The organism is Nocardia sp. NPDC003726 (genome assembly GCF_053586955.1).
The window spans coordinates 97,044-120,595 of the sequence record NZ_JBSFNF010000003.1 but is presented as its reverse complement, the minus strand read 5'-3'; the positions used below and the strand labels follow the sequence as shown (position 1 = coordinate 120,595).

General features: G+C 70.1%; 24 protein-coding genes. 14 read left to right on the top strand and 10 right to left on the bottom strand.

Going from position 1 to position 23,552, the window contains the following annotated elements; translation table 11 throughout:
• Nucleotides 1-19 precede the first annotated feature (19 nt).
• Together ACWDMM_RS05325 and ACWDMM_RS05320 are read left to right on the top strand one after the other, a co-directional pair.
• Nucleotides 20-976 (top strand): TIGR03564 family F420-dependent LLM class oxidoreductase, encoded by a 957-nt coding sequence (locus ACWDMM_RS05325; RefSeq protein WP_195079179.1) that lies wholly within the window; start codon nucleotides 20-22, stop codon nucleotides 974-976.
• Nucleotides 973-2,013 (top strand): CaiB/BaiF CoA transferase family protein, encoded by a 1,041-nt coding sequence (locus tag ACWDMM_RS05320; protein WP_449936107.1) that lies wholly within the window; start codon nucleotides 973-975, stop codon nucleotides 2,011-2,013. Before ACWDMM_RS05325 ends, ACWDMM_RS05320 begins: the two co-directional genes overlap by 4 nt.
• Nucleotides 2,014-2,079: 66 nt before the next feature.
• On the opposite strand, the gene ACWDMM_RS05315 is transcribed toward ACWDMM_RS05320, so the two are convergent.
• The gene (locus ACWDMM_RS05315; protein WP_449936105.1) at nucleotides 2,080-3,117 is read right to left on the bottom strand and encodes a 2Fe-2S iron-sulfur cluster-binding protein; all 1,038 of its coding nucleotides are present in this window, start codon (nucleotides 3,115-3,117) and stop codon (nucleotides 2,080-2,082) included.
• Nucleotides 3,118-3,192: 75 nt separating this feature from the next.
• Between ACWDMM_RS05315 and ACWDMM_RS05310 the strand changes: the two genes are divergently transcribed.
• The 8 genes from ACWDMM_RS05310 to ACWDMM_RS05275 all read left to right on the top strand — a co-directional run bounded on the left by ACWDMM_RS05310 (nucleotide 3,193) and on the right by ACWDMM_RS05275 (nucleotide 12,450).
• Nucleotides 3,193-4,605, top strand: a complete 1,413-nt coding sequence (locus tag ACWDMM_RS05310; RefSeq protein ID WP_449936103.1) for a class I adenylate-forming enzyme family protein — start codon at nucleotides 3,193-3,195, stop codon at nucleotides 4,603-4,605.
• Nucleotides 4,583-5,488: an acyl-CoA dehydrogenase family protein gene (locus ACWDMM_RS05305; RefSeq protein ID WP_449936101.1), complete on the top strand. Its 906-nt coding sequence runs from the start codon at nucleotides 4,583-4,585 to the stop codon at nucleotides 5,486-5,488. The genes ACWDMM_RS05310 and ACWDMM_RS05305 overlap by 23 nt, the downstream gene beginning before the upstream one ends.
• Nucleotides 5,475-6,563 carry an acyl-CoA dehydrogenase family protein gene (locus ACWDMM_RS05300; RefSeq protein ID WP_449936099.1) on the top strand — a complete coding sequence of 363 codons (1,089 nt, stop codon included), beginning with the start codon at nucleotides 5,475-5,477 and terminating at the stop codon, nucleotides 6,561-6,563. The genes ACWDMM_RS05305 and ACWDMM_RS05300 overlap by 14 nt, the downstream gene beginning before the upstream one ends.
• Before the next feature lie 2 nt (nucleotides 6,564-6,565).
• Nucleotides 6,566-7,333, top strand: coding sequence for an enoyl-CoA hydratase/isomerase family protein (locus tag ACWDMM_RS05295; protein ID WP_357205718.1), 768 nt, complete (start codon nucleotides 6,566-6,568; stop codon nucleotides 7,331-7,333).
• Between the two features lie 357 nt (nucleotides 7,334-7,690).
• A complete protein-coding gene (locus ACWDMM_RS05290; protein WP_195079186.1) occupies nucleotides 7,691-9,541 on the top strand; it encodes an SCO2524 family protein in 1,851 nt (616 codons plus the stop codon).
• A gap of 10 nt (nucleotides 9,542-9,551) precedes the next feature.
• Complete coding sequence (locus ACWDMM_RS05285) at nucleotides 9,552-10,466, top strand: SCO2523 family variant P-loop protein (RefSeq protein WP_195079187.1); 915 nt, start codon at nucleotides 9,552-9,554, stop codon at nucleotides 10,464-10,466.
• Complete coding sequence (locus ACWDMM_RS05280) at nucleotides 10,467-11,477, top strand: SCO2522 family protein (RefSeq protein WP_449936097.1); 1,011 nt, start codon at nucleotides 10,467-10,469, stop codon at nucleotides 11,475-11,477.
• 1 nt (nucleotide 11,478) lies between these two features.
• On the top strand, nucleotides 11,479-12,450 hold the full coding sequence (locus ACWDMM_RS05275) for an SCO2521 family protein (protein WP_195079189.1): 972 nt from the start codon (nucleotides 11,479-11,481) through the stop codon (nucleotides 12,448-12,450).
• Nucleotides 12,451-12,454: 4 nt separating this feature from the next.
• On the opposite strand, the gene ACWDMM_RS05270 is transcribed toward ACWDMM_RS05275, so the two are convergent.
• The 3 genes from ACWDMM_RS05270 to ACWDMM_RS05260 all read right to left on the bottom strand — a co-directional run bounded on the left by ACWDMM_RS05270 (nucleotide 12,455) and on the right by ACWDMM_RS05260 (nucleotide 14,655).
• On the bottom strand, nucleotides 12,455-13,276 hold the full coding sequence (locus tag ACWDMM_RS05270) for a hypothetical protein (protein WP_357103134.1): 822 nt from the start codon (nucleotides 13,274-13,276) through the stop codon (nucleotides 12,455-12,457).
• A 1-nt stretch (nucleotide 13,277) separates the two neighbouring features.
• Complete coding sequence (locus tag ACWDMM_RS05265) at nucleotides 13,278-13,754, bottom strand: GNAT family N-acetyltransferase (RefSeq protein WP_449936095.1); 477 nt, start codon at nucleotides 13,752-13,754, stop codon at nucleotides 13,278-13,280.
• A gap of 136 nt (nucleotides 13,755-13,890) precedes the next feature.
• Nucleotides 13,891-14,655 carry an SDR family NAD(P)-dependent oxidoreductase gene (locus ACWDMM_RS05260; RefSeq protein WP_357103130.1) on the bottom strand — a complete coding sequence of 255 codons (765 nt, stop codon included), beginning with the start codon at nucleotides 14,653-14,655 and terminating at the stop codon, nucleotides 13,891-13,893.
• 123 nt (nucleotides 14,656-14,778) lie between these two features.
• On the opposite strand from ACWDMM_RS05260, the gene ACWDMM_RS05255 reads away from it, so the two are divergent.
• A complete protein-coding gene (locus tag ACWDMM_RS05255; protein WP_195079193.1) occupies nucleotides 14,779-15,924 on the top strand; it encodes a thiolase family protein in 1,146 nt (381 codons plus the stop codon).
• Nucleotides 15,925-15,931: 7 nt separating this feature from the next.
• On the top strand, nucleotides 15,932-16,837 hold the full coding sequence (locus tag ACWDMM_RS05250) for an ArgK/MeaB family GTPase (protein WP_357205715.1): 906 nt from the start codon (nucleotides 15,932-15,934) through the stop codon (nucleotides 16,835-16,837).
• 7 nt (nucleotides 16,838-16,844) lie between these two features.
• Here ACWDMM_RS05250 and ACWDMM_RS05245 read toward each other — a convergent pair whose 3' ends face one another.
• Complete coding sequence (locus ACWDMM_RS05245; RefSeq protein ID WP_357103123.1) at nucleotides 16,845-17,654, bottom strand: acyl-CoA thioesterase; 810 nt, start codon at nucleotides 17,652-17,654, stop codon at nucleotides 16,845-16,847.
• A 44-nt stretch (nucleotides 17,655-17,698) separates the two neighbouring features.
• Nucleotides 17,699-18,352: a TetR/AcrR family transcriptional regulator gene (locus ACWDMM_RS05240; RefSeq protein WP_195079195.1), complete on the bottom strand. Its 654-nt coding sequence runs from the start codon at nucleotides 18,350-18,352 to the stop codon at nucleotides 17,699-17,701.
• A gap of 194 nt (nucleotides 18,353-18,546) precedes the next feature.
• Between ACWDMM_RS05240 and ACWDMM_RS05235 the strand changes: the two genes are divergently transcribed.
• Entirely contained in the window at nucleotides 18,547-19,332 is a 786-nt protein-coding gene (locus ACWDMM_RS05235) for an enoyl-CoA hydratase (protein WP_195079196.1), read from the top strand.
• Between the two features lie 161 nt (nucleotides 19,333-19,493).
• Complete coding sequence (locus tag ACWDMM_RS05230) at nucleotides 19,494-19,994, top strand: hypothetical protein (protein ID WP_449936090.1); 501 nt, start codon at nucleotides 19,494-19,496, stop codon at nucleotides 19,992-19,994.
• 26 nt (nucleotides 19,995-20,020) lie between these two features.
• On the opposite strand, the gene ACWDMM_RS05225 is transcribed toward ACWDMM_RS05230, so the two are convergent.
• Genes ACWDMM_RS05225 through ACWDMM_RS05210 form a run of 4 tightly spaced genes read right to left on the bottom strand, consistent with a single transcriptional unit; the run spans nucleotide 20,021 to nucleotide 23,550 of the window.
• Nucleotides 20,021-20,824: an acyl-CoA dehydrogenase family protein gene (locus tag ACWDMM_RS05225; RefSeq protein ID WP_195079198.1), complete on the bottom strand. Its 804-nt coding sequence runs from the start codon at nucleotides 20,822-20,824 to the stop codon at nucleotides 20,021-20,023.
• 2 nt (nucleotides 20,825-20,826) lie between these two features.
• Nucleotides 20,827-21,933: an acyl-CoA dehydrogenase family protein gene (locus tag ACWDMM_RS05220; RefSeq protein WP_195079199.1), complete on the bottom strand. Its 1,107-nt coding sequence runs from the start codon at nucleotides 21,931-21,933 to the stop codon at nucleotides 20,827-20,829.
• Nucleotides 21,930-22,346, bottom strand: coding sequence for a nuclear transport factor 2 family protein (locus tag ACWDMM_RS05215; RefSeq protein WP_195079200.1), 417 nt, complete (start codon nucleotides 22,344-22,346; stop codon nucleotides 21,930-21,932). The genes ACWDMM_RS05220 and ACWDMM_RS05215 overlap by 4 nt, the downstream gene beginning before the upstream one ends.
• Entirely contained in the window at nucleotides 22,333-23,550 is a 1,218-nt protein-coding gene (locus ACWDMM_RS05210) for a metal-dependent hydrolase family protein (RefSeq protein ID WP_323124073.1), read from the bottom strand. Before ACWDMM_RS05210 ends, ACWDMM_RS05215 begins: the two co-directional genes overlap by 14 nt.
• Nucleotides 23,551-23,552 lie beyond the last annotated feature (2 nt).

Genomic DNA, 23,552 nt, shown 5'->3' with positions numbered 1-23,552 from the left:
CACACAGCTTGGAGGAATCGTGCGCATCGGAGTGATGATCGGGCCGGAGAAGGGGGATTCCGGGCGCAAGCTCGAACGGATGCTGCGCGACATCGAATGGGCGGAGTCGGCGGGGCTGCACACGGCGTGGATCCCGCAGATTCCCACCGATTTCGACGCGCTGATCACGATCGCCGCGATGGGACTGCGCACCTCGCGCATCGAGCTGGGCACCGCCGTGGTGCCGTTGCAAGCCCAGCATCCGATCGCCCTGGCGCGGCAGGCGCTTTCGGCGCATGCGGCGGCCGGCGGCAGACTGGCGCTCGGCGTCGGCCCCTCGCATCACTGGATCGTGCGGGACATGCTCGGTCTGCCCTACGACAGACCGGCCGCCTATACCCGGGACTACCTCGAGGTGCTGCACGCCGGATTGCGCGGGCCGGGCTCGGTGGACGTGGAGAACGCGACGTTCACCGTGCACAACCCGCTCGATCTCGGGCCGGTGGCTCCGGTGCCGGTGCTGGTCGCCGCGCTGGGGCCGGTGATGCTGCGCATCGCGGGCGAGCACGCCGACGGCACCGTGCTGTGGATGGCCGACGAGCGGGCGATCGCCACGCACGTCGTCCCGAAGATCAGCAAAGCGGCGGCGGATGCGGGCCGCCCGGCCCCGCGGGTGGTCGCCGGGCTGCCGGTGTGCCTGTGCGAACCCGGCCGGGTGCACGAGGCGCGCGAGCGAGCCAACCGCATCCTGGGGGAGGCCGAGGTTTCCCCCAACTATCAGCGACTGCTGGATCAGGGCGACGCCCGTGACATCGGCGATCTGTGCCTTGCGGGCGACGAAGCGCGGATCGCTGCCGGGTTGCGCCGCTACGCGGCGGCGGGAGCCACCGACATCTCGGTGCGCCTCTTGCCGATCGGCGAGACCCGCGACGAACTGGTGGCTTCCAAGCGACGCACCCGGGAGATGATCGCCGAACTCGCCGAGGAACTGCGGTGAGTTCGGCCGGGCCGCTGGCCGGGATTCGGATTCTGGAGGTCGGCACCATGCTGGCGGGACCGTACGCCACGATGATGCTCGCCGATCTCGGCGCGGAGGTCACCAAACTGGAACCGGCGGGCGGCGATATCTCCCGCCAGGTGAGCGAGAGCTACTTCGCGAGCCTGAATCGCGGCAAACGAAGTATCCGCATCGAATTGGGCAGCGAGCAGGGGCGTGCGCGGCTCGGCGAACTCGTCGCGCGGTCGCACGCGCTGCTGGTGAATCTCAAACCTTCGGCGATCCGGCGGCTCGGTCTCACCTACGACGCGCTGCGCCGGTGGAACGAGCACATCGTGTGTGTCGCGATCACCGGCTACGGCCTGACCGGCGGGGACGATCCGGCATTCGACTACGTGATCCAGGCGTCGGCCGGGGTCGCCGCCCTCACCGGTGATCCGGCGGGGCCGCCCACACTGCCGGGGTATTCGTCGGCGGACAACTCGACCGGTCTCACGGCCGCGCTGGGACTGCTGGCCCAGATCGTCTCCGGGCGCGGCGGTCAGGTCGACGTGTCGCTGTTCGAAGTCATGCTTTCCCAACTGAACTACCACGCCGCCGCCTACCTGAACGACGGCAAGCGGCCACAGCGCCGCCCCCAGGGCGCGCATTCGTATTACGTTCCGGCGCAGATCTTCCCGACCGCCGGCGGCCATCTGGCGCTGTTCATCACCCACGACGGATTCTGGAAGACCTTCGCCGCGGAAGCGGGCGTCGACGGGTTCGAGACGATGGCCGACCGGGTTTCCCGTCGTGCCGAGGTGCTGGCGGTGGTCACCGCGGCGCTCGCGGCCGACACCGCGACCGGCTGGGAAGCACGCCTGCGTCCACTCGGCATTCCCGCGGCCGCTGTCCGCGACTTGCCGGAGGCGCTGGACACCAGCCCGGACACCGTGGTGACGGCCGGGGAGTTCCGCTTGGTCGGCAGCCCGATCCGGATCGCCGGTTACGAGCCCCGGTACGCCCCGCCGCCGCGATTGGGCGAGCACGGGGGCTGAGGCGCGACCCGCCGCTCTCGCCCCTCGACCGCGAAGTCGCGCTCGGGGTCGGCGTGCCGCATGCTCTCACTCGTAGTCGACGGTGATCGACTCGGTGTCCGGAACGGCCTGGCAGGTCAGCACATAGCCGTCCGCGAGTTCGTCGTCGGTCAGCGCGTTGTTCTGGCGCAGTGTGGCGCTTCCCGAGGTCACCTTGGCGATGCAGGTGGCGCAATTGCCCGCCTCGCAGGAGAACGGCGGAGCGAGGCCGCCGCGGCGGGCGCTCTCCAACAGGGTTTCGCCCTTCTTGCCCGGCACCGACCTCTTCTTGCCGTTGAGGATGATCGTCACGGTGGCCGTCGCCGCGGTGGTCGCGGAAGGGGTCGACACCGTAGGGGTCACGCTGTCGGCCGGAGCCGGTGCGTCGGGAATGGGCGCGGGCGCGCCGAACCGCTCGCTGAACACCAGTCCCGGTCCGGGCAGCGCCAGTTCGACCATCTCCATGAACGCTTCCGGTCCGCAGACGTAGTGATCGGCGTGGCCGTCGGCTCCGACGAAGGCCCGCACCGCGGCGGCGTCGAGGAAGCCGCCCGAGCTGTCGAGGTGCCTGACCACCTCGAGGCGGCCCGGGTGGCGCCGCGCCAGTTCGGTCAAGGTCGCCTCGAAGATCACCGAATCGGCGTCGCGGTCGGCGCACAGCAACCGGACCCGCCGGCGCGTGGTGGCCAGCGCGCTCTTGGTGAGCGACAGGACCGGTGTGATCCCGCTGCCCCCGCTGAAGCCGAGCAGCGGCACGTCGGTCTCGCGCAGGCAGAACCGTCCCGCCGCCTTGGTCAGCTCCACCACGTCGCCCTCGGTGAGGTTGTCATGCATCCAGTTCGACACGGCGCCGCCGGGCACCCGCTTGACCGTCGTCATCAACTCGCCGTCGGTCTCCGGCGCGCTGGACATGGAGTAGGACCGGAACAGCTCCGTTCCGTGCACGGCGATCTTGAACGTGCAGAACTGCCCGGCGCGGTAGGCGATCGGCTCGTCCTGCGGCGCGAGCACGAACGTGCGCGCGCCGGCGCTCTCCTTCACGATCCTGGTCACGGTCGCGCGCTGGAACAAAGAAGCTCTCGCCATGAACCGCCTCCTCCTGGTATGAAGATTCTAGCAGAATGAGAATTATATTCTCTCTCACGAGACGGGATCTCTCAAATGTCCTCGACCACGACTTCGAGCGCACTCGTCTTCGAAGGGCGGGCCTACACCCGGAGCGAACTCGACGGTCTGGCGGCGGGTCTCGCCGCCGAACTGGCCGATGACGGCGTGCGTCCCGGCGACCGGGTGGCGGTGATGTCGTCGAATCGGCCGGAGTTCGTCGTCGCCGTGCTGGCGCTCTGGCGGCTGGGCGCGGCGGCGGTGCTGATCAGCCCGGCCTGGAAGCACGACGAGGTCGCGCACGCGCTGGCGGTCACCGGCCCGAGCCGCGGCGTCGGCGACCACCCGGTACTGGCCGAGTTGCTGCCGATGCGGCACCTGGACGCACCGATCGCCGCCGCGAATCACACTGCCGCGCAGCCGGATCAGGCCTCGGACGCCGTGCTGGTCTTCAGTTCCGGTACCACCGGCATGCCGAAGGCGGTGCGGCACACCCACGCGTCGCTGTCGGTCGCGGTGCGCCAGTGGACGGAGGTACTCGGCCTCACGGCATCCGACCGCATCCAGATCGCCACGCCGCCTTCGCACATCCTGGGCCTGCTCAACATCGTGACCGCGTTGCGGGCGGGCGCGTGGATGCGGCTGCACCGGCGCTTCGATCTGCAGACCATGCTGCGGTGCGTGCAGGACGACCGGATCACCGTCGAGATGGCGGTCGCGCCCATCGCTCTGGCCATGGCGAGGCACCCGGATCTCGAGTCCTACGACCTGAGTTCGCTGCGCTACATCATGTGGGGCGCGACGCCGGTGACGGTGGGCGTGGCCGAAACCGTCACCCGGCGTACCGGAGTGCGCTGGCTGCCCGCCTACGGCGCCAGCGAGCTGCCGGTGATCGCGTGCAACCCGCTCGAAGACCCGCGGCTGGACACGGTCGGTAGAGCCGCGCCGGGGGTCAGGGTGCGCGTCGTCGCACTGGACACCGGAGAAACGCTGCCGCCCGGCGAGATCGGTGAGATCCAATGCTCCGCGGAATCGGTGATGGCCGGGTATCTGCCCGCCGCGGAGACCGCACACGCCTTCGCCGACGGCTGGTACCGCACCGGCGACGTGGGCTACGTCGACGAGCAGGGCTGGATCCGGCTGACCGACCGCGCCAAGGAAATGATCAAGGTACGCGGCTTCCAGGTGGCGCCGGCGGAGATCGAAGCCGTCCTGCACGGTCATCCGGAGGTGACCGACTGCGCCGTGTTCGGCGTGCCCGACGCCGCGGACGGCGAGGCGGTCGTCGCGGCGGTGTCCGGCGCGGCGACGCTCACCGCGGACGAACTGATCGCGCTGGTCGGCGCGCGCCTTGCCGCCTACAAGCGACCGCGCCGGGTCGTGTTCGTGCCCGAGATCCCGCGCCTGCCCTCGGGCAAGGTGCTGCGCCGAGTGCTGAGGGAGCGCCATGGACGTCCGGCTGACCACTGAACAACGCCAATTGCGCGACGCCGCCGCGAAATTGGCCGACGATCTCGGTCCGGGGTCCGTCGCCGGACTCGACGACGAGAGCCGCCTGGCGCGGTTGGAGCGAGCGGTGGCGGCCACCGGCTGGCGTGCCCTGCGCACCGACGGCGCGTCGGGCGTCGAGGTCGCGATCGTGGCCGAGGAGTTCGCCCGCGGATTGGTCGACGTCGCCTTCCTCGGCCCGGTGCTGGCCGACGACCTGCGCGGGCGATCCGGCGCCGACGGACGCGGCTGGACGGTCGCGGTCGGCGGCAGGGCCGTCGACGCGCGCGGCAGCGAAGGGGCGCTGCTGGTCGCGGGCGAGCGGGTCCTGGCCGCATCGCTGGGCGCGACGCTGCCCGGCGCGGACCTGACCCGGCGCACCGCGGCGTTGACGGACGAACGGCGCCACGTCGGGGAGCTGACGGCCGTGGACACCACCCGATGGCACGCGCTCGCCCTCACCACGACCACCGCCGACCTGCTCGGCGTCGCCCGCGGCGCGCAGGATCTCGCGGTCGGATACGCGAAAGTCCGCCAGCAGTACGGCCACCCGATCGGGTCCTACCAGGCGGTGGCGCATCTGCTGGCGGAGAATCGAGCGCTCATCGAAGGGGCGGTCAGTGTGCTGCGGCACGCGGCCTGGGCGGTGGACGAGCTGGAACCCGCGGCGGCCGTGCGGGCCGCACGCGTCGCCAAGGTCTACACCGCGCGGGCCGCCCGCACGGTGTGCGAAGCCTCGATCCAGGTGCACGGCGGCATCGGCAACACCTGGGAATGCCTGGCCCACGTCTACTTGCGGCGCGCGCTGGTCTCGACCGAGCTGTTCCCTGTTCGACTGGAGGAGATCGACCTTGGATTTTCGTGATTCACCCCAGGAGGCCGAATTCCGCGCTCGGTTGCGCACTTGGCTCGCCGAGACGGCCGGGAAGTTCCCGACTTCGGGCGACGACTACTGGGCGCGTCAGGGGGAATGGCATCGCGCGCTGTACGCGGCGGGATTCTTCGGGTTGTCCTGGCCGAAGGAATTCGGCGGCCACGAGCTGCCGCCGGTCTACGACGTGATCCTGGACGAAGAACTCGCGCTCGCGGGCGCGCCGCCGCGACCCAGCCTCGGGTATCTCGTGCAGGGACTCGGCAGGCACGGCGGCAAGCAACTGCAGCGGCGTTTCCTGCCCGGCATGATCGACGGCACCCAGCGCTGGTGCCAGGGCTTCAGCGAGCCGGAGGCGGGCTCGGACCTCGCCGCGCTGCGCACCACCGCGACGCGCGACGGCGACCACTACGTCGTCCACGGTCACAAGATCTGGACCAGCTACTCCGACGTCGCGGACTGGTGCCTGCTGCTGGCCAGGACCGACCCGCAAGCGCCGCGGCACAAGGGCATCTCGGCGTTCGTGATCGCGATGGACCAGCCCGGTGTGCGGCAACGCCCTTTGGCGATGATCAGCGGCGTGACCAGGGAGTTCGGGCAGGTGCTCTTCGACGGCGCCACGGTTGCCGCCGATCAGATGGTGGGCGCGCCGGGCGACGGCTGGAAGCTGGCGATGACCGTCGTCGGGCACGAACGCGAACCGTCGACTCTCGGCTACGCGGCCCGTTACGGGAAAACGGTGCGCCAGTTGGCCGCTCGCCTGGACGGCCCGCCGCCGGCGGAACTGGCCTGGGCGGCGGTGCAGACGGAGATGCTGCGCCTGCACGTGCGGCGGCGGCTGTCCGAACAGCTCGACGGCGTGATGCACGGCCCGGACGGCTCGCTGGACAAACTGCTCATGACCTGGGTGGACCAAGCCGTCGGGCACGCGGCGCTGGCCGTCGGCGGCACGGACGATCCCGAACTGCTGGCCGGCTACTTCTACAGCCGCGCCCAGAGCGTCATGGGCGGCACCTCGCAGATCCAGAAGAACATCATCGCCTCGCGCATCCTCGGATTAGGAGTCTGACCATGTACGACCTGCCCGAAGAGATCCACGTCGAAGCCGACGGACCGCTCCGGATCATCACGCTCAACCGGCCCGACGCGCTCAACGCCGTCAACGACGACCTGCACACCGGGCTGGCGCGCCTGTGGCCGCGCCTGTCCGACGACCGAGACGCGCGCGTCGCGGTGCTCACCGGCGCGGGCAAGGCGTTCTCCGCGGGCGGCGATTTCGCCTATCTCGCGGAGCTGGGCAGCGACGCCGAGCTGCGGGCGAAGACGATCGCGCACGGCCGGGACATCGTGCTCGGCATGGCCCGCTGCCGGGTGCCGGTGGTGGCGGCGGTGAACGGACCCGCGGTCGGCCTGGGGTGCAGTCTCGTCGCGCTGAGCGACATCGCCTACATCGCCGAGACCGCCTATCTCGAGGACCCGCACGTCCAGGTCGGCCTGGTCGCGGCGGACGGCGGCCCGCTGACCTGGCCGCTGCACACCAGCTTGCTGCTGGCCAAGGAGTACGCCCTCACCGGCGCGAAGATCCCCGCCGAGCGCGCCCGCGAGATGGGCTTGGTCAACCATGTGGTGGCCGACCCCCGCACCGAGGCGCTGGCCTGCGCGAAACGCGTTCTCCAACTGCCGCGCCAAGCGGTCGAGAGCACCAAGCGGCTGCTGAACCTGCACTTGGAACGCGCGGTGCTGGCCACTCTGGATTACGCCACGACCGCGGAGGATCTCTCGTTCCAGACCGCGGACTTCCGTGCGGTGATCAGCCGCCTCACCGCGGGCCGGAGCTGACCCGGATGGGAGCTGACGCCGTCGCGCCGGTTGTGGGCGGCGATCCGCCCGCGACCGGACTCGGGGGTTCACCCCCGCGCAGTAGCCGCGGGATAGCCTCATCGGACGCGGGAAGGTTGCGCGAATTCCCCATCTGCCCCGGTACCTGGACGATGCGGAGCGCCGATCGAGGCCCCGCAGCCACCCCGCGACCGGGCGGGTCGCCTCGACCGACCGGAAGGCTCTGCGTCTCAGGACATCTCGCAGCAACCGGTGACCCCGCAAAGGGTGCTTGGCCAAGTGAACATTCGCGGGGCACACTCTAAGTAACGACGTCCGGCGCCGCCGGTCGAACGCGGGGGCGAGGTCCGAGAACACATGAGGATTCGGCCGAGGCAGCAGTTGCTCGAGCTGTGGCGAGCGATACTGGCCTACTCCTATCGCAACGGAACGTGGAAGTGGGGCGGGCGCGACGGCGCGAACTCCATCAGCGACGCCGAACAGCTGCTCTGCCTGCTGTATCCGGCCACCGAGATCGAAGCGTTCGCGCTGGACCAGCCGAACGACATGAGTCCCGACGTGCGGTCCGCGCTGGGCCCTTTCGGTGAGGAGACCCGCATCGGCGGCGTCCTGGTCGCCTTGGTGGAGGACTATCTGCGCCGCTACACCGGACCCGACGGCGAACCGGTCTTCGCCAGCGGTACCTACTTGCGTTGCGGCGACGACAGTTCGCTCACCGCGCAGCAACAGGCGGTGGAGGTCGTCGACTCGTACTCGATGTCGTTGAGCCTGTGCATCGCGGCGCTGCGGTTCCTGCGCGGGTTCCTGCGATTCGTCAGCGGCGAGGTCCGGTTGGAGGCCAGGCAGCTGCGCGAGCGGATTCCCACGGTGATCGAACAGGTCAGCGCGCGGCTCACCGCGGCCATGGCGGGGCTGATCCGCAGTTTCGTCATCCACACGCCGGAGCCGAAGACCGAGTACGGGCAATCCATCGTCTACATGCTCAATCAGTCCCGCACGCCGTCCGACGAGATCATCGGCCGGTTGTCGACGCAGCTGGAACGCCTGCGGGTGCAGGCGGCCAACGAGGTCAGGCTCAGTCAGACCTCCGAGATCGATGTCGCCGACGACGGGCGGCTGTTCGAATGCGGATGGAGTTGGGGCATCGTGCGCAGCGCCGAACCCATCGCTCTCGTGCCGGGCCGGGTCAGCAGCACGCGCGGGTACGCCGAATCCCGTCCCTACCTGTACTTCACGGCCGTCGCCCTGGACGGCATCATCGACCTGTCCTCGCAGCGTATCCGGGAACTCGATCTGCTGACCGACGAGCAGCGCACCCTCGCCGACGCGCTGCAGCTGCGCTTCGAGCTGACCCGCAACTACTGGTCGAGGGTGGCCCGTTTCGACAGTGGCCGCTGGCCGCTGGAGGACATCCCCTGGCGCACCTCCGACGGCGAGGAGTCGGAGTACTTCAGTCTCGTGGTCGCCGCCGTGCTCATCCAGGACCTGGTCTACCGGGAGAGCACCGAGGATCTGGCGCGCACGGTGTCGGTGCTCGACCAGCTGGCCCGCCGCGGGCGCATCACCAGCCGGTTCACCGTCGGTGATCCGGCCGCGCCGCTGCACTATCCGGGTGTGCGATTGAACCTGGCGGGCAGCGAGGACGTCGCCGGCGGGGCCCCGCTGATCTGGTATGTCCCGGATTTCGCGACCATGCTGCTGAAACGCTGCCTGGAGGCCGCTCGCCTGCGCACCGACGTCGACACCCGCGACCGGCTGATGGCGCTCGCCGAGGCGGCGATGGATCACCTCGACCAGCGGGTGCTGCGGGACGGCCCCGCGGTCGGCCTGTGGGACGACATCGGCAGGTTGGTCGGCGCGGGCGGGACAGGGCCGGAAGGCCCCTCCTGGTTCGTCACAGAGCGCATGATGGAGTGCCTGGTCATCGCCTACAGCACTTTTGAGCAACCGCCGCTGGCGCCGCAGGCGATGGTCGCGCGGGCGGTGGACCTGCTCAGCGAGGCCGAGCATCTGCTCAACCAAGAGGAACTGGAGGTCGAGGGCCAGGATCTCTCGCCGAAACAGGCGGCGATCAACCGGATCAGGCAGTCGCTCGACCGGGCCCGCCGCGTGCTGCGCGAACGTCCCGGCACCGCCTACAGCCTGGCCACGCAGGCGTTGGTTCAGCTCGACGAGCTGGCGTACGCCCGCAGGGACGCGACGCGGTAGGGGCGGCATCGTGCTGGTGTTCTCCACCTCCGACAAGGGCGGCACCGGACGGTCGGTGACCAGTTGCAACATCGCCTACCGGCTGTGCCGTTCCGGCCGCAACGTCGCCTACGCCGACTTCGACCTCGGCTCACCGACGGCGGGCGCGCTGTTCGAGATCGGCGCGGCCGAACGCGGCGTGCCGCGCGGCGGCGTGCACTCCTACCTGCTCGGCGAGAGCGGGACCGTCGCCAGACTCGACGTCGGCGCGGCCACGGATCGGCCGGAACTGCGCCGCATCGGCCCCAATGCGGGACGGCTGGTGCTGCTGCCGGGGGACGAGGGCGGCGCCGAATTCCTCACCGACGACGACGCGGTGGTCCAGCGGTGCGCGGAACTGCTGGTGGCGCTGGATCACGAATTCCGCGTGGTCGTCGTGGATCTGAGCGCGGGCCGTTCCGCGGCGCTGCAAATCGTGTTGCAGGCGACGGCCCTGCCGCAACTGCGCGGCCTGACCACCCGATGGCTGATCTTCCACCGCTGGACGCGCCAGCACATCCTCGCTGCCGCCGGACTGGTCTACGGCTCGCACGGACTGCTGAAGGCCGGAGCCGAGTGCGGCCACGACCCGGAGGAGTTGCTCGGGTCGGTGCGTTACGTGCGCACCGCGGTGCCCGACGCCAACTGGGACGGTGTCGCCCAGCGCCCGGCGCAGGCGGCGTGGCTGCAGGAGCAGGACGCCGCGCTGCGCCGGCTGGCGACCGCCAAGCGGCTGGGCACGACGGCGGTGCTCGGCTCGACCCCGATCGAGCCGGTGCTGCAGCGGCGCGAACAGCTCATTCTCGACGCCGACGTCAACGCCCAGATCGCCAACGAGCAGACCGCGCAGGCTTATGCCGAACTCGCTCGGCGACTGGTCGACAACGCGACCTGGGAGAGGCTGTAGATGCGGGATACACAGGGCTACAGCGAGGCCACCGAACAACCGCGCATCGCGCAGGTCCCGTTGTCGCACTTGTCGATCGAGGTCGGGCATTTCTATCTCAACGACATCGTCTCCGACATCGAACGGGTCGGCGCGGAGTTCCGCCGCATCGTCCCGCTGGTGTCGGCCTTCACCGAGGCGGCCAAGGTGCAGTTCGGTCCGAACGCCCGGGTCAGCACCTGCTATCTGATCGACGACTACTTCCAGCCCGACACCGATCCCTCCGCGGTTCTCACCAAGCTGCTGGGCGCCGCGGACGAGGCCGGATTGGTCATCGACTATCTGGCCAGGGAGTCGGCCTGCTGGCGCGCTTCGAGATTCGTCGACGGTGTGGCATTCGGTGAGCCGATTCCCGTGGCGGAGATGGTGGCCGCCCGCATCGTGGCCGAGCCGGCGCCGCCGAGCACCGGCCGCAGGCCGCCGACCGCGGAGTCGGGCTGGCTGTGCAACGGGCGGCGGTCGTCGGAGGACGAACGCGGTCAGGCCATGCGGCAACGGGTCTACCAGCCGCCGGAGGAGTTCGGCCGGCGGGAGCATTCGATCTTCCTCGACGTGGAACTGTGGAGCAAGCACGTCGTCGACGGGGTGGCGGTGACGCGCTGGTCGTGCCCGTTCCTGGCGGCGGTCTGGCATCTGCTGCGGCTGGGCATGCTGCGCTATCACGGTGCGCCCGTGGTGGATCCGCAACCGTGGCGCCGCGTGGATCTCCCGCCGCGCCGCTGGCCGGACCTTCCGCCGGTGGTGCAGCTCAATCCGTCCGCCGCGCCGTTCGCCGCCTACAAGACGCTGTCGATGCTGCCCAAGCGGTACATCGCGATCGAGCACGCCGTGCGGCTGGTGCTCGACCATCTCGATCTCGACGACGACGTGGTGGAGCAGACCATCGCCCGCGGCGGCGACGAGCTGCCGCCGGTGCCGGTGCCGCGCGCGGTCAGCGAACGGCTCTCGCACCTGCTGCTCGACGGAGCCTGACATGGCCTCGACCACGCCTCTGGTCGTGCTCGGTGAAGTACGCACCTGCCTGCTGCCGTCGGCGACCGCGCTGACCGGACCGGAAGCCTGTGATTTGCTGGCGCTCATGCCTGGCTGCACGGTGCGGTGGCGGGAACGGCCTGGCACGCTCGCGGTGTCACCGACCACCGCGGTCGGCGTCGACTGCGATCTGGCCCTCGGCGAGCAGACCGCCCACATCGTCGGGACCGTGGCTACCAGCGCGGTGCTGTCCGGCGGCCGCGTGCTGCAGTCCAGCGCGCGCACCCAAGTGGTTCGCGCCGCCAACCGGCGCAGACAGACCTGGTCGCACTACCTCAGCCGCAAGGGCGTCACCGAGGTCATCAGTCGCCTGCCCGAGCGGACCGGCAGCGCGGAGGCGTTGGCCGAAGGCTACCTCACCGGCACGGTCGGCGCCGAGACGCTGGACCTGGCCTCGATCAGTGAACGGCTGCTCGCCCGCCTGCGCGCCGACACCAGGCTGGACCAGAAGCCGCCGGTGCGGGCGGGCGCCACCCGTCTGCGCTGGGTCGCCTGGATAGGCGGCGGCGCGGGGCCGACGGCCAAGCTGCACTTGGACGACCCCACGCTGCGCACGGTCCGGATGATCGTGCGCGACGAAGCGGATCTGCTAGCGGCGCAGCGCTTCTGCGAGGATCTGGCCGCGCACGACTGGTTGCTCACCGTCGTCACCGACGCGCTGGCCGAGGCCGATCGCTTCCCCTCGCACAGCCGCGAACGTACCGACATCCTCGCCCCCGTGCTGGAGGATCTCACCGGACTGTGGATGCCGGGAGCGCACACTCCGGCGTCGATGCGGACGCTGTGGCAGAAGTTGCAGACCGATCCCGGGTTGTCCCGCCAGTGGAACGCCCTCGTCGCGCGGCTGCAGAACAGCATCGCCGTCGCGACGCTGGAGGCATTGCGGCACAAGGCTTTCGACACCGAATGGTGACGGGCTACATCCGGAACCACTTGCGCACCAGCAGCGCGAAGAACACCGACATCGATACCGTCCCCGTCCACGCTTCCACGGCGAACAACGGCCGGGCGACCGGGCGCAGGTTCTCGGTGTCGCCGGGGCCGAGGGGATTGATGAAGCCGGTCACGCAGGTGTAGACGGTGGCGGCGGGCGAGGGAATGCCGCTGAAGAACAAAGCGGCGACGGTGAACAGCACCACCTGCACGGCAACCCAGCCCAGCAGCCAGAACGGCCGGTACCCGTAGCCGCACAGCACATACGACAATCGCCCCGCCCAGCGCCGCCAGCCCGGCGGCAACGCGAGAGTGCGCGCCCGCGCCAAGCGCAGCCCGCAGCGGTCCTGTGCTTCGTCGTCTTCGTTCATCCGGTACAGCGCGGCCCCTCTGCGGTAGGCGAGGGCCGCGTGCGCGGGCAGCCGCGCCGCCGAGAGTTGAGCGCCCAACTGCTCGTATTCCTCGGCCAGCATGGTGTTCTGCCTGCTGCTCAGCCGCAGCGGGCCGCGGAACTCGATCTCCGCCGCCAGTAGTGCCGCGGGGATCGCGCTCGGCACCCGCCAGCCCGCCTCGTCCGGTTGGGGTTGCCGTGCGGCGGCGTAGAGGTGCCCGAACACCAACGAGTCGGAGTGCCGCCGCGTGCTGGGCGGGTCGTAGTCGGCGAGGATCGCGTCGGCGTGCGCCGCGAACCGGCCCAAATCCACCTGCTCGGTACGGTCACCGCGATCGAGCTCGGCGGTGTATTCGTCCGCGCGCCTGGTGATCCGGGTGGATATGGATGCGACGAAGGGCGAAATCTCCCCCATGTCACGAGTCTAGCGGTCGGCCTCTCAACCGGTATTCGAAAACGTCGCGCGGTTCGCCGGGGCCGAAGTACAGCTCGTCGCGCTCGACGAACGCGAACCCCGCTTGCTTGAACAGGTGGCTCGCCAGCTGATTGTCCGGCCGGACGGTCAGATACACGACTTCCGCTCCCACGGCCCGGCAGGTCTGCAGCGTGCGGTCGAGCAGCGTGCGGCCGTAGCCGCCGCCCTGGTAGCGCTTGGCCACCGCGAAGGTGAACAGCAGCGCCCGGCCGGATTTCTCCAGCGTCAGCGCGTACCCGATCACCGCCCCGTCGATCTCCGCCACCAGCCATTCGGATCCGTGCAGATCGAACAGCTGGCGCAGCATCAGATACAGATACGGCTCGGCGAACACCTCGGCCTCGATGGCCGCGATGTCTTCGAGATCGGCGAAGCAAGCCTGCCGGTATGTCGGCTGAGGCGCTTTGGCGATGTTCATCCGCTCCCTACTGCCAGGGCATAGGCCGTCCGGATTCCAGCTTAGAACGTCGATCACCGAGCGGGGTCAGTGTAGAACCAGCGGAATCCTTCGCGGGCGCGGCGGGCCGTCACGTGTCGCGGCCGGACCTCGCGGGCTATTTCGGAGGGAAGCGCAAGGCGCCGTCGAGGCGGATGACTTCGCCGTTGAGATAGTCGTTCTCGATGATGGCGGCGGCCAGCTCGGCGTACTCCTCGGAACGGCCCATGCGCTTGGGAAACGGCACCTGCGGGCCCCAGTAGGCCTCCAGTTGGTCGGCGGCCTTGCCGTACGCGGGGGTGTTCACGGTGCCGGGGGCGATGGTCATCACGCGGATACCCACCGGCGACAGGTCGCGCGCGGCAACCAGGGTCATCCCGACCACCCCGCCCTTGGCGGCGGAGTAGGGCAGTTGACCGATCTGGCCTTCGAACGCGGCGATCGAGGCGGTGTTCACGATGACGCCGCGCCCGCCGTCCTCCCGGGGATCGGTCTTCGCGATCGCGGCCGCCGACAGGCGGAGCACGTTGAACACGGCGGTCAGATAGAACTCGACGGTGGTGCGGAAACCGTCCAGCGACAGCGGCGTGCCGTCCTTGCCGATCAGGCGGCCTCCGGTGGCAGGGCCGCCGTGGGTGTCGACCGAGATGCGCAGCGGGCCCAGCGATTGCGCCTCGGCGATGGCGGCGAGCACGGAGTCCTCGTCGGTGGCGTCGGTGTGTACGTAGCGAATGCCCAGTTCGGATTCGAGCTGTTCGCCCTTCTCGTCGGCGACGTCGGCGACCACGACCTTCGCCCCCGCCGCGTGCAGGCGCCGCACGGTCGCCTCGCCCAGGCCCCCGGTCCCGCCGACGACAAGCGCGGAACTTCCACTGATCTGCATAACGTAATCCAATCTTGCAACTCGTGCTCTCGACTTGAGAGAATAATATTCTCATGACTCCCCCGGCATGAGCACCGAAAAGTCGTAGCGCCGCGATCGCGTCGCCCGGAACGGAGGCCACCAATGCCCGAAGCCGTCATCGTGTCCGCGCTGCGGACGCCCATCGGTACCGCACGCAAGGGGACGTTGCGCGACACCACCGCCTTCGACCTGGCCCACCACGTCGTCGGCGCGGTCGCCGATGGCCTCGACCCGGCCCGGATCGATGACGTCGTCCTGGGCGAGGGGCGCTACGGCGGTGGCGTGCTGGCCCGGCACGCGGCCGTGACGACGGGGCTGACCATGGTGCCGGGCCTGGCCCAGAACCGGCATTGCGCGGCGGGCATGTCCGCGGTGCAGACCGCGGCGGCCGGGATCCGCTCCGGGATGGACGAAGTCGTGATCGCGGGTGGCGTGAATTCCGAATCCACCGCTCCCAAGGCGCGATTCCGGGTCGGTCCGGACGAGTGGATCGATCCGTGGGTGTCGCCGAGTCACCCGGACCGCCCCGACGCCCCCGCGCTGGACATGTCCATCACCGTCGGCTGGAACGCCGCGGTCAAGTCGGGCATCTCCCGTGCGGATATGGACGCCTGGGCGCTGCGGTCGCACCGCAACGCGATCGCCGCCATCGACGAAGGCCGGTTCAAGGAAGAGATCGTGCCCATCGAGACCCCGCACGGCCTGTTCGACACCGACGAGCATCCGCGCCGCGACACCAGCCAGGAGAAGCTGGCCTCGCTTCGAGTGCTGCACCCGGAGATCGAAGGCTTCTCGATCACCGCGGGCAACGCCTCCGGCGCCAACGACGGCGCCGCCGCGCTCGCCATCGCCAGCGACCGCCTCGGTCTGCCCGCGCTGGCCTACATCCTGGCCTGGTCGTCGGTGGGCGTCGATCCCGCCGACACCGGCCTCGCCCCGATCGAGGCGATCACCAAAGCCGTTCACCGGGCCGGTATTTCGCTGTCGGCGGTCGGGCTGATCGAGATCAACGAGGCCTTCGCGTCGGTGCCGATCGCGGCGATCCGCGCGCTGGACCTGGATCCGGACAAGGTGAACGTCAGCGGAAGCGGCTGCTCGCTCGGGCACCCGGTGGCCGCGACGGGAGCCAGGATGATCGTCACGCTGGTGCACGAATTACGCCGCCGCGGCGGCGGTCTGGGGATCGCGGCGATGTGCGCGGGCGGTGGCATGGGTGCGGCGACGGTGGTCGAGGTGCCCGCCCCGTGACCGGATCGTGCGACGGCGCATCGGGGCGGGCGTGACCCTGGCGTCGGCGACCGTCGCCGAATTGCTGATCCAGGCGCGCGCCGGGTCGGCACGGGCGACGGGCCGATTGCTCAGTCTGGTCGAAGGGGACCGCCGCGACGAGGTCCAAGCCGCCCTGGAGCGCCGACCCGTGCGAGTGATCGGCGTGACCGGCCCGCCCGGCGCGGGCAAGTCGACGACGATCGCGGCGCTGGCCGGTGTCTACCGGGCGCGCGGGCTGCGCGTCGCGATCCTCGCCGTCGACCCGTCCTCGCCCTACAGCGGCGGAGCGCTGCTGGGCGACCGGATTCGCATGGCCGAGCACATCGACGACCCCGGTGTGCTGATCCGGTCGCTGGCGACGCGCGGACATCTGGGGGGCCTGGCCGCCGCGGTGCCCGCCGCGATCCGGCTGCTGGCCGCGCTGCGCTACGACGTCGTGCTGCTGGAGACCGTCGGTGTGGGGCAGTCGGAGATCGAGATCGCCGCCGTCGCGGATCCCACACTGGTGATCCTGAATCCCGGCGCCGGCGACGCGATCCAAGCCGCGAAGGCGGGCCTGCTGGAGGTGGCCGATCTGCTGGTGGTGAACAAGGCCGACCGCGAAGGCGCGTCGCGGACCGTGCGTGATCTGCGTGCCGAGTCCGACGCGCCGATCCTCACGCTGGTCGCCGCGCGCGGGGAACGGATCACCGAACTGGCCGACGCGATCGAGGCGCATCATCGCGCCGACAGCCCGGCTCGGCGCGCCGCGCGGGCCCGCGCGCAGATCCTCTCCCTGGCGCAGACGCGGTTGCGCGCGCACCCCTGGCTCGACCGGCTGGCTGCGGAAGTCGCCGCGGGTGATCGCGACGCCTACAGCGCGGCCGAGCGATTGCTGTCGCCGCCCGGGTGACGTCGTGTCAGTCCTGCGGAATGCGCACCATGGCTTCCTGGGCGTAGGAAGCCACCAGCGTGCCGTCCTCGGTGAGGATGTCGCCGCGGCCGTAGGCGCGGGCCTGCGCCAGCAGCGGGCTGTGCTGGCGCAGCAGCAACCATTCGTCGGTCCGGAAACGCCGGTGGAACCAGAGGGTGTGCGAGGTGACGGCCGAGACGAACGCGGTGCCGTTGCCGCTCTGCGCGTACCCGTCCAGCGGCAGCAGCGCGGTGCCGATGAGCGTGAGGTCGGTCGCGTAGGCCGCGAGCGCGGGCGCCAGGGCGGGATCCACCTCCGGAGTGCGCATCCAGAACTCGAATTCCAGTGCGGCGGTGCCGAGATCGTCGAGATCCACGCTCGCGCGCGTCTCCCAGGGCAGCAGGTCCCAGTGCACCTTGTGCTCCGCCGACAGCAGGGCCGGCGGTGCCGCGACGGACTGCCGGTGCGGGCCCGGTTCCTCGGCGTGCAGGGAGACCGACGCGGTGGCGACGACGCCACCGGACTGTTCGGCGATCAGCGACAGTGTCGCGAAGGAGCGTCCCACGTGATGGCGGTGTACCCGGTAGCGGATCGGCTCGTCGATGCGGCCCTCACGCGCGAACACCGTGTGCAGCGACTTGATCGACTTGTCCGGGACGCCCGCGGCGGCCGCCCGGACGAATTGACCGAGCAGTTGGCCGCCGAACACCCGGCGGTAGGGCAACCGCAGATTGCGGCCCTCGAAGCAGGCGTCGTCACCGGACGGCGTCGCGGACAAGTCGAGGCAAGAGACGAGATCACTCCACAGCTCGGTCATGAGCCCGAGTGTAAGTCAAATTCTCTTATGGGAGAGTGCTATTCTCAGCCCCGAGCGAAACCGTGCGCGCAGAAGTTCCATACTTCGGACGCGGTGATCGGATGCTGCGTCTCGTCGTCGGACGCTCCCGCGGACTGCGCGGTGAACATGACGGTCTGCATGACCATCGCCGCCGTCCGGCGCGAGTTGACCTCCGGGCGCAATTGCCCCGCGTCCTTCGCCGCGTCCATCAGCTCGGTGAACAGCGCGAGCATCGGCGCGTGCGCGACCTTCACGTGATCGGGATGCGAGATCAGCAGCTGCGGCGCGAAATCGGTGAACAGCGGGCGTTGCGCCGACGGGTCCGGCCTGCACAGTTCGAACAGCAGCTCGACCGCCACCTGGAGTTTGTCCAACGGGTCGGTCTGGCCGTCGGCGGCGGCGCGCAGCTGGTCGGAGGTGCGGCTGAGCGCGTCCTCGAAGAGGGCGAGCAGCAGCTCGTGTTTGCCGTCGAACTGCAGGTAGAAGCTGCGCAGAGACTGCCGGGAGCGGTCGACGACCTCCTGCACCGTGAAGTCCGTGCTGCCCTTCTCGGTGATGATCGCCTGGGCGGCGTCCAGGAACCGCTGCACGCGCTCCTCGGCGCGCAACTTCGCCGTGCGCAGGGAGCGCTCGACGGCGCGCTGCTTCCAGGCCGGTTTCTCGCTCGGGCTGGTCACGGGCGCCTCGGTCCTCGGTCATATGGAGAGAACATGAATGCACTGTACCGGAGAACGGTGTGTCATCGGGTTCTCGGGTCGCCGTGTCCGGACAGTAAAGAGACTATCCTTTCCAGTTGCGAGAATGCTATTCTCACACCAGTCGAGCAGCGGCGCACGCACGCGCTCGCCGTCCCGGACTGGAGGAACTCGATTTGTACATCCGTTATGAGGTCGCCGACCGGATCGCCACCATCACTCTCGACCGGCCGGAGGCGGCCAACGCGCAGAACGGCGAACTGCTCGACCAGCTCGACGCCGCGTGGGTGCGCGCGGCCGAGGACGACGAGGTCGCGGTGATCGTGCTGCGCGGGGAGGGCAAGCACTTCTCCGCGGGCCACGATCTGAAGGACAAATCGTGGCCGGACCCCAGCAAGATCACCCTCGACCGCATCTACGGGCTGGAGTCGCGCCGCTACCTGGAGTACTCGCTGCGGTGGCGCAACGTCCCCAAACCGTCCATCGCCGCCGTGCAGGGCCGGTGCATCGCGGGCGGCCTGCTGCTGTGCTGGCCGTGCGACCTCATCGTGGCCGCCGACGACGCGCTGTTCTCCGACCCGGTGGTGCTCATGGGCATCGGCGGCGTCGAATACCACGGCCACACCTGGGAACTCGGCGCGCGCAAGGCGAAGGAGATCCTGTTCACCGGCAGGCCGGTGACCGCGCAGGAGGCGCGGCAGGCCGGCATGGTGAACAAGGTGGTGCCGCGCGCCGAATTGGACGCCCGGACCAGGGAACTGGCCGCGCAGATCGCCGCCATGCCCCCGTTCGGGCTGCGCCAAGCCAAGCGCGCGGTCAACCAGACGCTGGACGTGCAGGGCTTCTACGCCGCGATCCAATCCGTGTTCGACGTGCACCAGACCGGCCACGGCAACGCGCTGAGCGTCAACGGCTTCCCGATCCTGGTCCGGCTCGAGGACATGAAAGCCACCATGCAGTAGTTCCGGTGTGCCACCGGCGTCATCGTCTGCCGGAGCGCTCCGGCAGTAGTCGCACGGCCCTTGCCGCATCGAAAGGGACACGTGTCCGTGCGATCCACCGGCGATCGGGCGGTCACGCGCCCGTCGCCTTCGCTGTTCCCTTCCCGAAAACGAGGACCTTCATGCGCGATTCCATCCTTCGCAAGGCCGTGGCCTGTTGCGGCCTCGCTGTCGTGGCGGCCGCGGCGCTGACCGGCTGCGGTGACGACGAGTCGGCCAGTTCCACGTCGGGCACGTCGGCGGCCCCGGCGACCAGCGCGGCGCCCGCCCAGGCCGACGCGGCGACCACCAAGGCGATCACCGACGTGTACACCAGCTTCTTCAGCGCCGCGACGCCGCCGGATCAGAAGGCCGCGCAGGTGCAGAAGGGCGATGTCTTCCTGCGGATCCTGCAGGCGCAGGCGGGCAATCCGCAGTCCCAGGGCACGTCGGTGACGGTTTCGGCGGTGAAGCTCGTGGACGCGAACAACGCCGATGTCACCTACACGCTGTTGCTGGGCGGCAACCCGGTGCTGCCGGATCAGACCGGGCAAGCGGTCAAGGACGGCGGCCGGTGGAAGGTCGCCGCGACGACGTTCTGCGCGTTGATGACCCTGCAGGGCGGCACCTCGCCGGCTTGCTGATCGCCGCCGGCCTTTTCGGCCGCGCGTTACAACTGCGCGAGGCGCGGCGCCGAGCCCGCGGCGCGGATGTGCGCGCCCGCCTCGCGCACGAGTTCGCGCGAACTGCCGAGCAATCCGTCCAGGACCAACGTGCGCCGGACGTGCCGGTGCAAGTCGTGCTCGGCGGTGAAGCCGATGCCGCCGAGCACCTGCTGGCAGTGCCTGGCCGCGGTGAGCGCCGCCTGTCCGGCGGCGGCCTTGCCCAGCAGTGCGCCGAAGTCGTCCTCGGCGTTGTGCAGCGCGGCCTCCGCGCCCTCGAGGGCGACCAAGGTCTCCGCGAGGCGGTGCCGCACCGCTTGGAAGGAGGCGAGCGGGCGACCGAACTGGGTGCGTGCCAGCGCATGCCGCCGCGCCAGCGAAAGCATCGCGTGTCCGGTGCCGAGCAGCCACCAGCCGAGGGCGCGCCGCCCGGCCGCACAGGCCTGTTCCGGCAGCCGCACGCCGGTCGCGACGGTGCGCAGCGGCAGTTCCGCGTCGACCGTGGCGCCAGGCGCGCCGTCGCGGTCCCACACCACCCAGGCGCCCGCGAACGGCAGCGGGACCGGGCCGGGGCCAGGCCGCCCGCTGCGGTGGCGGACGACGTCGTCGAGGACCGCTGCGTGCGCGCCGGTCTCGCCGAGCAGCCGGAACACCAGCGGCACGGCCACTTCGGGCAGTTCCGCGAGCAGCTCCGGCCAGCCGATGCCGGCCAGCGCCGCGTCGAGTTCCCGGCCGGTGGCGCTCGACATGGTCTTGCGCAGCGTGTCGGTGAGCAGGCCCAGTTCGTCCTGGTCTGGCCGTGTTTCGGCCATGCTCACTCCTTTCCCAGGTCCAGCAGGCGGCGGGCGATGATATTGCGCTGGATCTCGGCGGTGCCGCCGTAGATCGTGGCCGCGCGGGAGTAGAGGAACTCGGTGCGCCACGGCGAATCGGCGAGTTCCACGGCACCGGGCAGCACCTCGCGCGCGGTGTCGAACAACCGTTGCTCGGCGGTGGCCAGCAGCACCTTGTCGATCGAGGTCTCCGCGCCGAGCCGGGCGCCGCCGGCCAGGCGCCGCTGCGTCGCGTGGGAGCGGCACCGCGCCGTGTGCAACGCCAGATACGCGGCGCCCAGTTCGGCGTCCTCGGCGATCGAGGTCTGTGCGAGCACGTGGTCCAGCCGCCTGAACAGGTAGGCGATGCGATGCCAGAAGCAGGTGGAGCGTTCGTGGGGCAGCAGATCCATCGCCACCCGCCACCCGTCGCCGGGCTCGCCCAGCATGCGATTCCCCGGCACCACCACTTCGTCGAAGAAGACCTCGGCGAACTCGTCCACGCCGTGCATGGTCCGCAACGGACGGACGCTGACGCCGGGGGAGTCCATGTCCACGAAGAAGGCGGTGATGCCGTCGTGACCGGGCCCGGTGCGGGTGAGCAGCACGCAGCGCGCGGCATACTGCGCCAGACTGGTCCAGACCTTCTGTCCGCTGACGACCCAGTCGTCACCCCGCCGCGTCGCCTTGGTGGCGAGCGAGGCCAGGTCGCTGCCCGACCCGGGTTCGGAGAACCCCTGGCACCACTGCTCGCGGCCGGACAGCAGCAGCGGCACCGTCGCCGCGGCCAATTCCGGCCGGGCGTAGGAGATCACGGTCGGCGCGAGCACTTCGATCATCGAATAGATGCCGGGTTCGGCCAGGTCGCGGGAGGCGATCTCCTCGCCGAGCACCGCGCGCAGCGCGGCGGGACCGCCCAGGCCGCGCACCGCGGCGGGCCAGCCGTAGCGCATCCAGTCCGCGTCGTACAGAGCGCGCCGCACCCGCAGCAGTTGTTCCACCTGCCCGTCCAGCGAGTGATCCCGGCCGGGAGTCAGGTCGTTGACCTCCAGCCAGGCGCGCAGATTCGACCGGAACGTGGCGACCTCGTGATTCGGGTGGCCGCTCATGCCTTGGAACGCTCGAACGCGTGCGGAATCCCGGAGTCGTGATCGCCGTTGCGGCGGATGAACGTCATCCTGCGCGTGCGCAACCGCCACCCCTGCGCGGTGCGCACGAGCGTGTCGGTGTAGTACCCGATGCGCATGTCGTGCGTGCTGTGCTCGACGAAGCACAGCGGTTGGGTGCCGGTGGCGGTGTCGCCGTCGATGTCGAGCACCGGTGTGGCGGTGAGGAACAGGCCCTTCGGCGCGGCCGCGACCAACTCCGGGAACAGGTCGAGGGTGTAGGTGTCGCCGAAGGCGCTGTAGGTGCCGTCCGGCGTGAAGACCGCCAGCAGGCCTTCGATGTCGCCCTTGGTGATGGTCACCGCGTATCGCGCCAGCACCTGCTGGATCTCTAGCAGGTCGTCACTTCTGGACATGGATCTTTCCGCCTTTCATCACGAATCGCACGTCGCGGGTGACGGCGATGTCCCGCACCGGGTCGCCGGGAACGCCGATGACGTCGGCCAGCAACCCCTCCGCCAGCCGTCCGCGGTCGTCGACACCGACCAGTTCGGCCGAGGCCACCGTCGCGGCGCGCAGCACTTCCAGCGGCGGCAGCCCCCGCTCCACCAGCGCCGCGAGTTCGTCGGCGTTGCGCCCGTGCGGAATCGCGGGCGCGTCGGTGCCCACGGCGATCTTCACGCCCGCCTTGTAGGCGGCCAGCACCGAGGTGCGGGCTTTGGGGAACATCTCGGCCGCCTTGGCCTGGAGGGCGGGATCGGCCTTCGACACGTCCATCGCGTCGGCCAGCCGGGTGGTCGGCACCAGCCAGGTGCCGTGCTCCACCATCAGATCGATCGCCTCGTCGTCGATGAGGAAGCCGTGCTCGATGCAGTCGATGCCGGCCAGCACCGCGTGCTTGACCGCGTCGGCTCCGTGCGTGTGCGCGGCCACCTTGAGGCCGCGCCGGTGCGCCTCGTCGACGATCGCGTGCAGCTCCTCGTCCGAATAATGTTGCGCGCCGGGCGCTCCGGTCAGCGACATGACGCCGCCGGAGACACAGATCTTGATCAGCTGCGCGCCGTGCTTGATCTGGTACCGCACCGCCTTGCGCACTTCGTCCACGCCGTTGGCGATGCCCTCCTCGAGGGTCAGTTCCAGCACGTCGGGGGCGAAGGCGGAGAACATGGTCGGGTCCAGATGCCCGCCGGTCGGCGTGATCGCGTGCCCGGCGGGCACGATGCGCGGGCCCTCGATCCAGCCCGCGTCGATCGCCTTGCCCAGCGCCACGTCCAGCAGATAGCCGCCGGTCTTCACGAACAGGCCGAGATTGCGGACGGTGGTGAAACCGGCGCGCAGGGTCCGGCGGGCATTGCCCACCGCGCGCAGCACCCGCAGCGCCGGATCATCCTTGACGCTCGAAGCCAGGCCGGTCTCCCCGCGCCCGCCCATGAGCAGGTTCACTTCCATGTCCATCAGGCCGGGCAGCAGGACGAGATCACCGAGATCGACGACCTCGCCCGTGACGGCGCCGCCGACACCGGCGATCCGGTCGTCCTCGATGCGCAGGACGCCGGGCCGGACGATCGCGCCGGTATCGAGGTCGAGCAGACCGGCGGCCTTCAGTGTCAGCGTCGCCACGG

What these genes read in the sequence shown, in the direction of transcription:
- ACWDMM_RS05315 (WP_449936105.1), bottom strand. Translation starts at nt 3,117, where the DNA reads ATGGCGAGAGCTTCTTTGTTCCAGCGCGCGACCGTGACCAGGATCGTG.
- ACWDMM_RS05310 (WP_449936103.1), top strand. Translation starts at nt 3,193, where the DNA reads ATGTCCTCGACCACGACTTCGAGCGCACTCGTCTTCGAAGGGCGGGCC.
- ACWDMM_RS05305 (WP_449936101.1), top strand. Translation starts at nt 4,583, where the DNA reads ATGGACGTCCGGCTGACCACTGAACAACGCCAATTGCGCGACGCCGCC.
- ACWDMM_RS05295 (WP_357205718.1), top strand. Translation starts at nt 6,566, where the DNA reads ATGTACGACCTGCCCGAAGAGATCCACGTCGAAGCCGACGGACCGCTC.
- ACWDMM_RS05290 (WP_195079186.1), top strand. Translation starts at nt 7,691, where the DNA reads ATGAGGATTCGGCCGAGGCAGCAGTTGCTCGAGCTGTGGCGAGCGATA.
- ACWDMM_RS05280 (WP_449936097.1), top strand. Translation starts at nt 10,467, where the DNA reads ATGCGGGATACACAGGGCTACAGCGAGGCCACCGAACAACCGCGCATC.
- ACWDMM_RS05275 (WP_195079189.1), top strand. Translation starts at nt 11,479, where the DNA reads ATGGCCTCGACCACGCCTCTGGTCGTGCTCGGTGAAGTACGCACCTGC.
- ACWDMM_RS05270 (WP_357103134.1), bottom strand. Translation starts at nt 13,276, where the DNA reads ATGGGGGAGATTTCGCCCTTCGTCGCATCCATATCCACCCGGATCACC.
- ACWDMM_RS05265 (WP_449936095.1), bottom strand. Translation starts at nt 13,754, where the DNA reads ATGAACATCGCCAAAGCGCCTCAGCCGACATACCGGCAGGCTTGCTTC.
- ACWDMM_RS05260 (WP_357103130.1), bottom strand. Translation starts at nt 14,655, where the DNA reads ATGCAGATCAGTGGAAGTTCCGCGCTTGTCGTCGGCGGGACCGGGGGC.
- ACWDMM_RS05255 (WP_195079193.1), top strand. Translation starts at nt 14,779, where the DNA reads ATGCCCGAAGCCGTCATCGTGTCCGCGCTGCGGACGCCCATCGGTACC.
- ACWDMM_RS05245 (WP_357103123.1), bottom strand. Translation starts at nt 17,654, where the DNA reads ATGACCGAGCTGTGGAGTGATCTCGTCTCTTGCCTCGACTTGTCCGCG.
- ACWDMM_RS05230 (WP_449936090.1), top strand. Translation starts at nt 19,494, where the DNA reads ATGCGCGATTCCATCCTTCGCAAGGCCGTGGCCTGTTGCGGCCTCGCT.
- ACWDMM_RS05225 (WP_195079198.1), bottom strand. Translation starts at nt 20,824, where the DNA reads ATGGCCGAAACACGGCCAGACCAGGACGAACTGGGCCTGCTCACCGAC.
- ACWDMM_RS05220 (WP_195079199.1), bottom strand. Translation starts at nt 21,933, where the DNA reads ATGAGCGGCCACCCGAATCACGAGGTCGCCACGTTCCGGTCGAATCTG.
- ACWDMM_RS05215 (WP_195079200.1), bottom strand. Translation starts at nt 22,346, where the DNA reads ATGTCCAGAAGTGACGACCTGCTAGAGATCCAGCAGGTGCTGGCGCGA.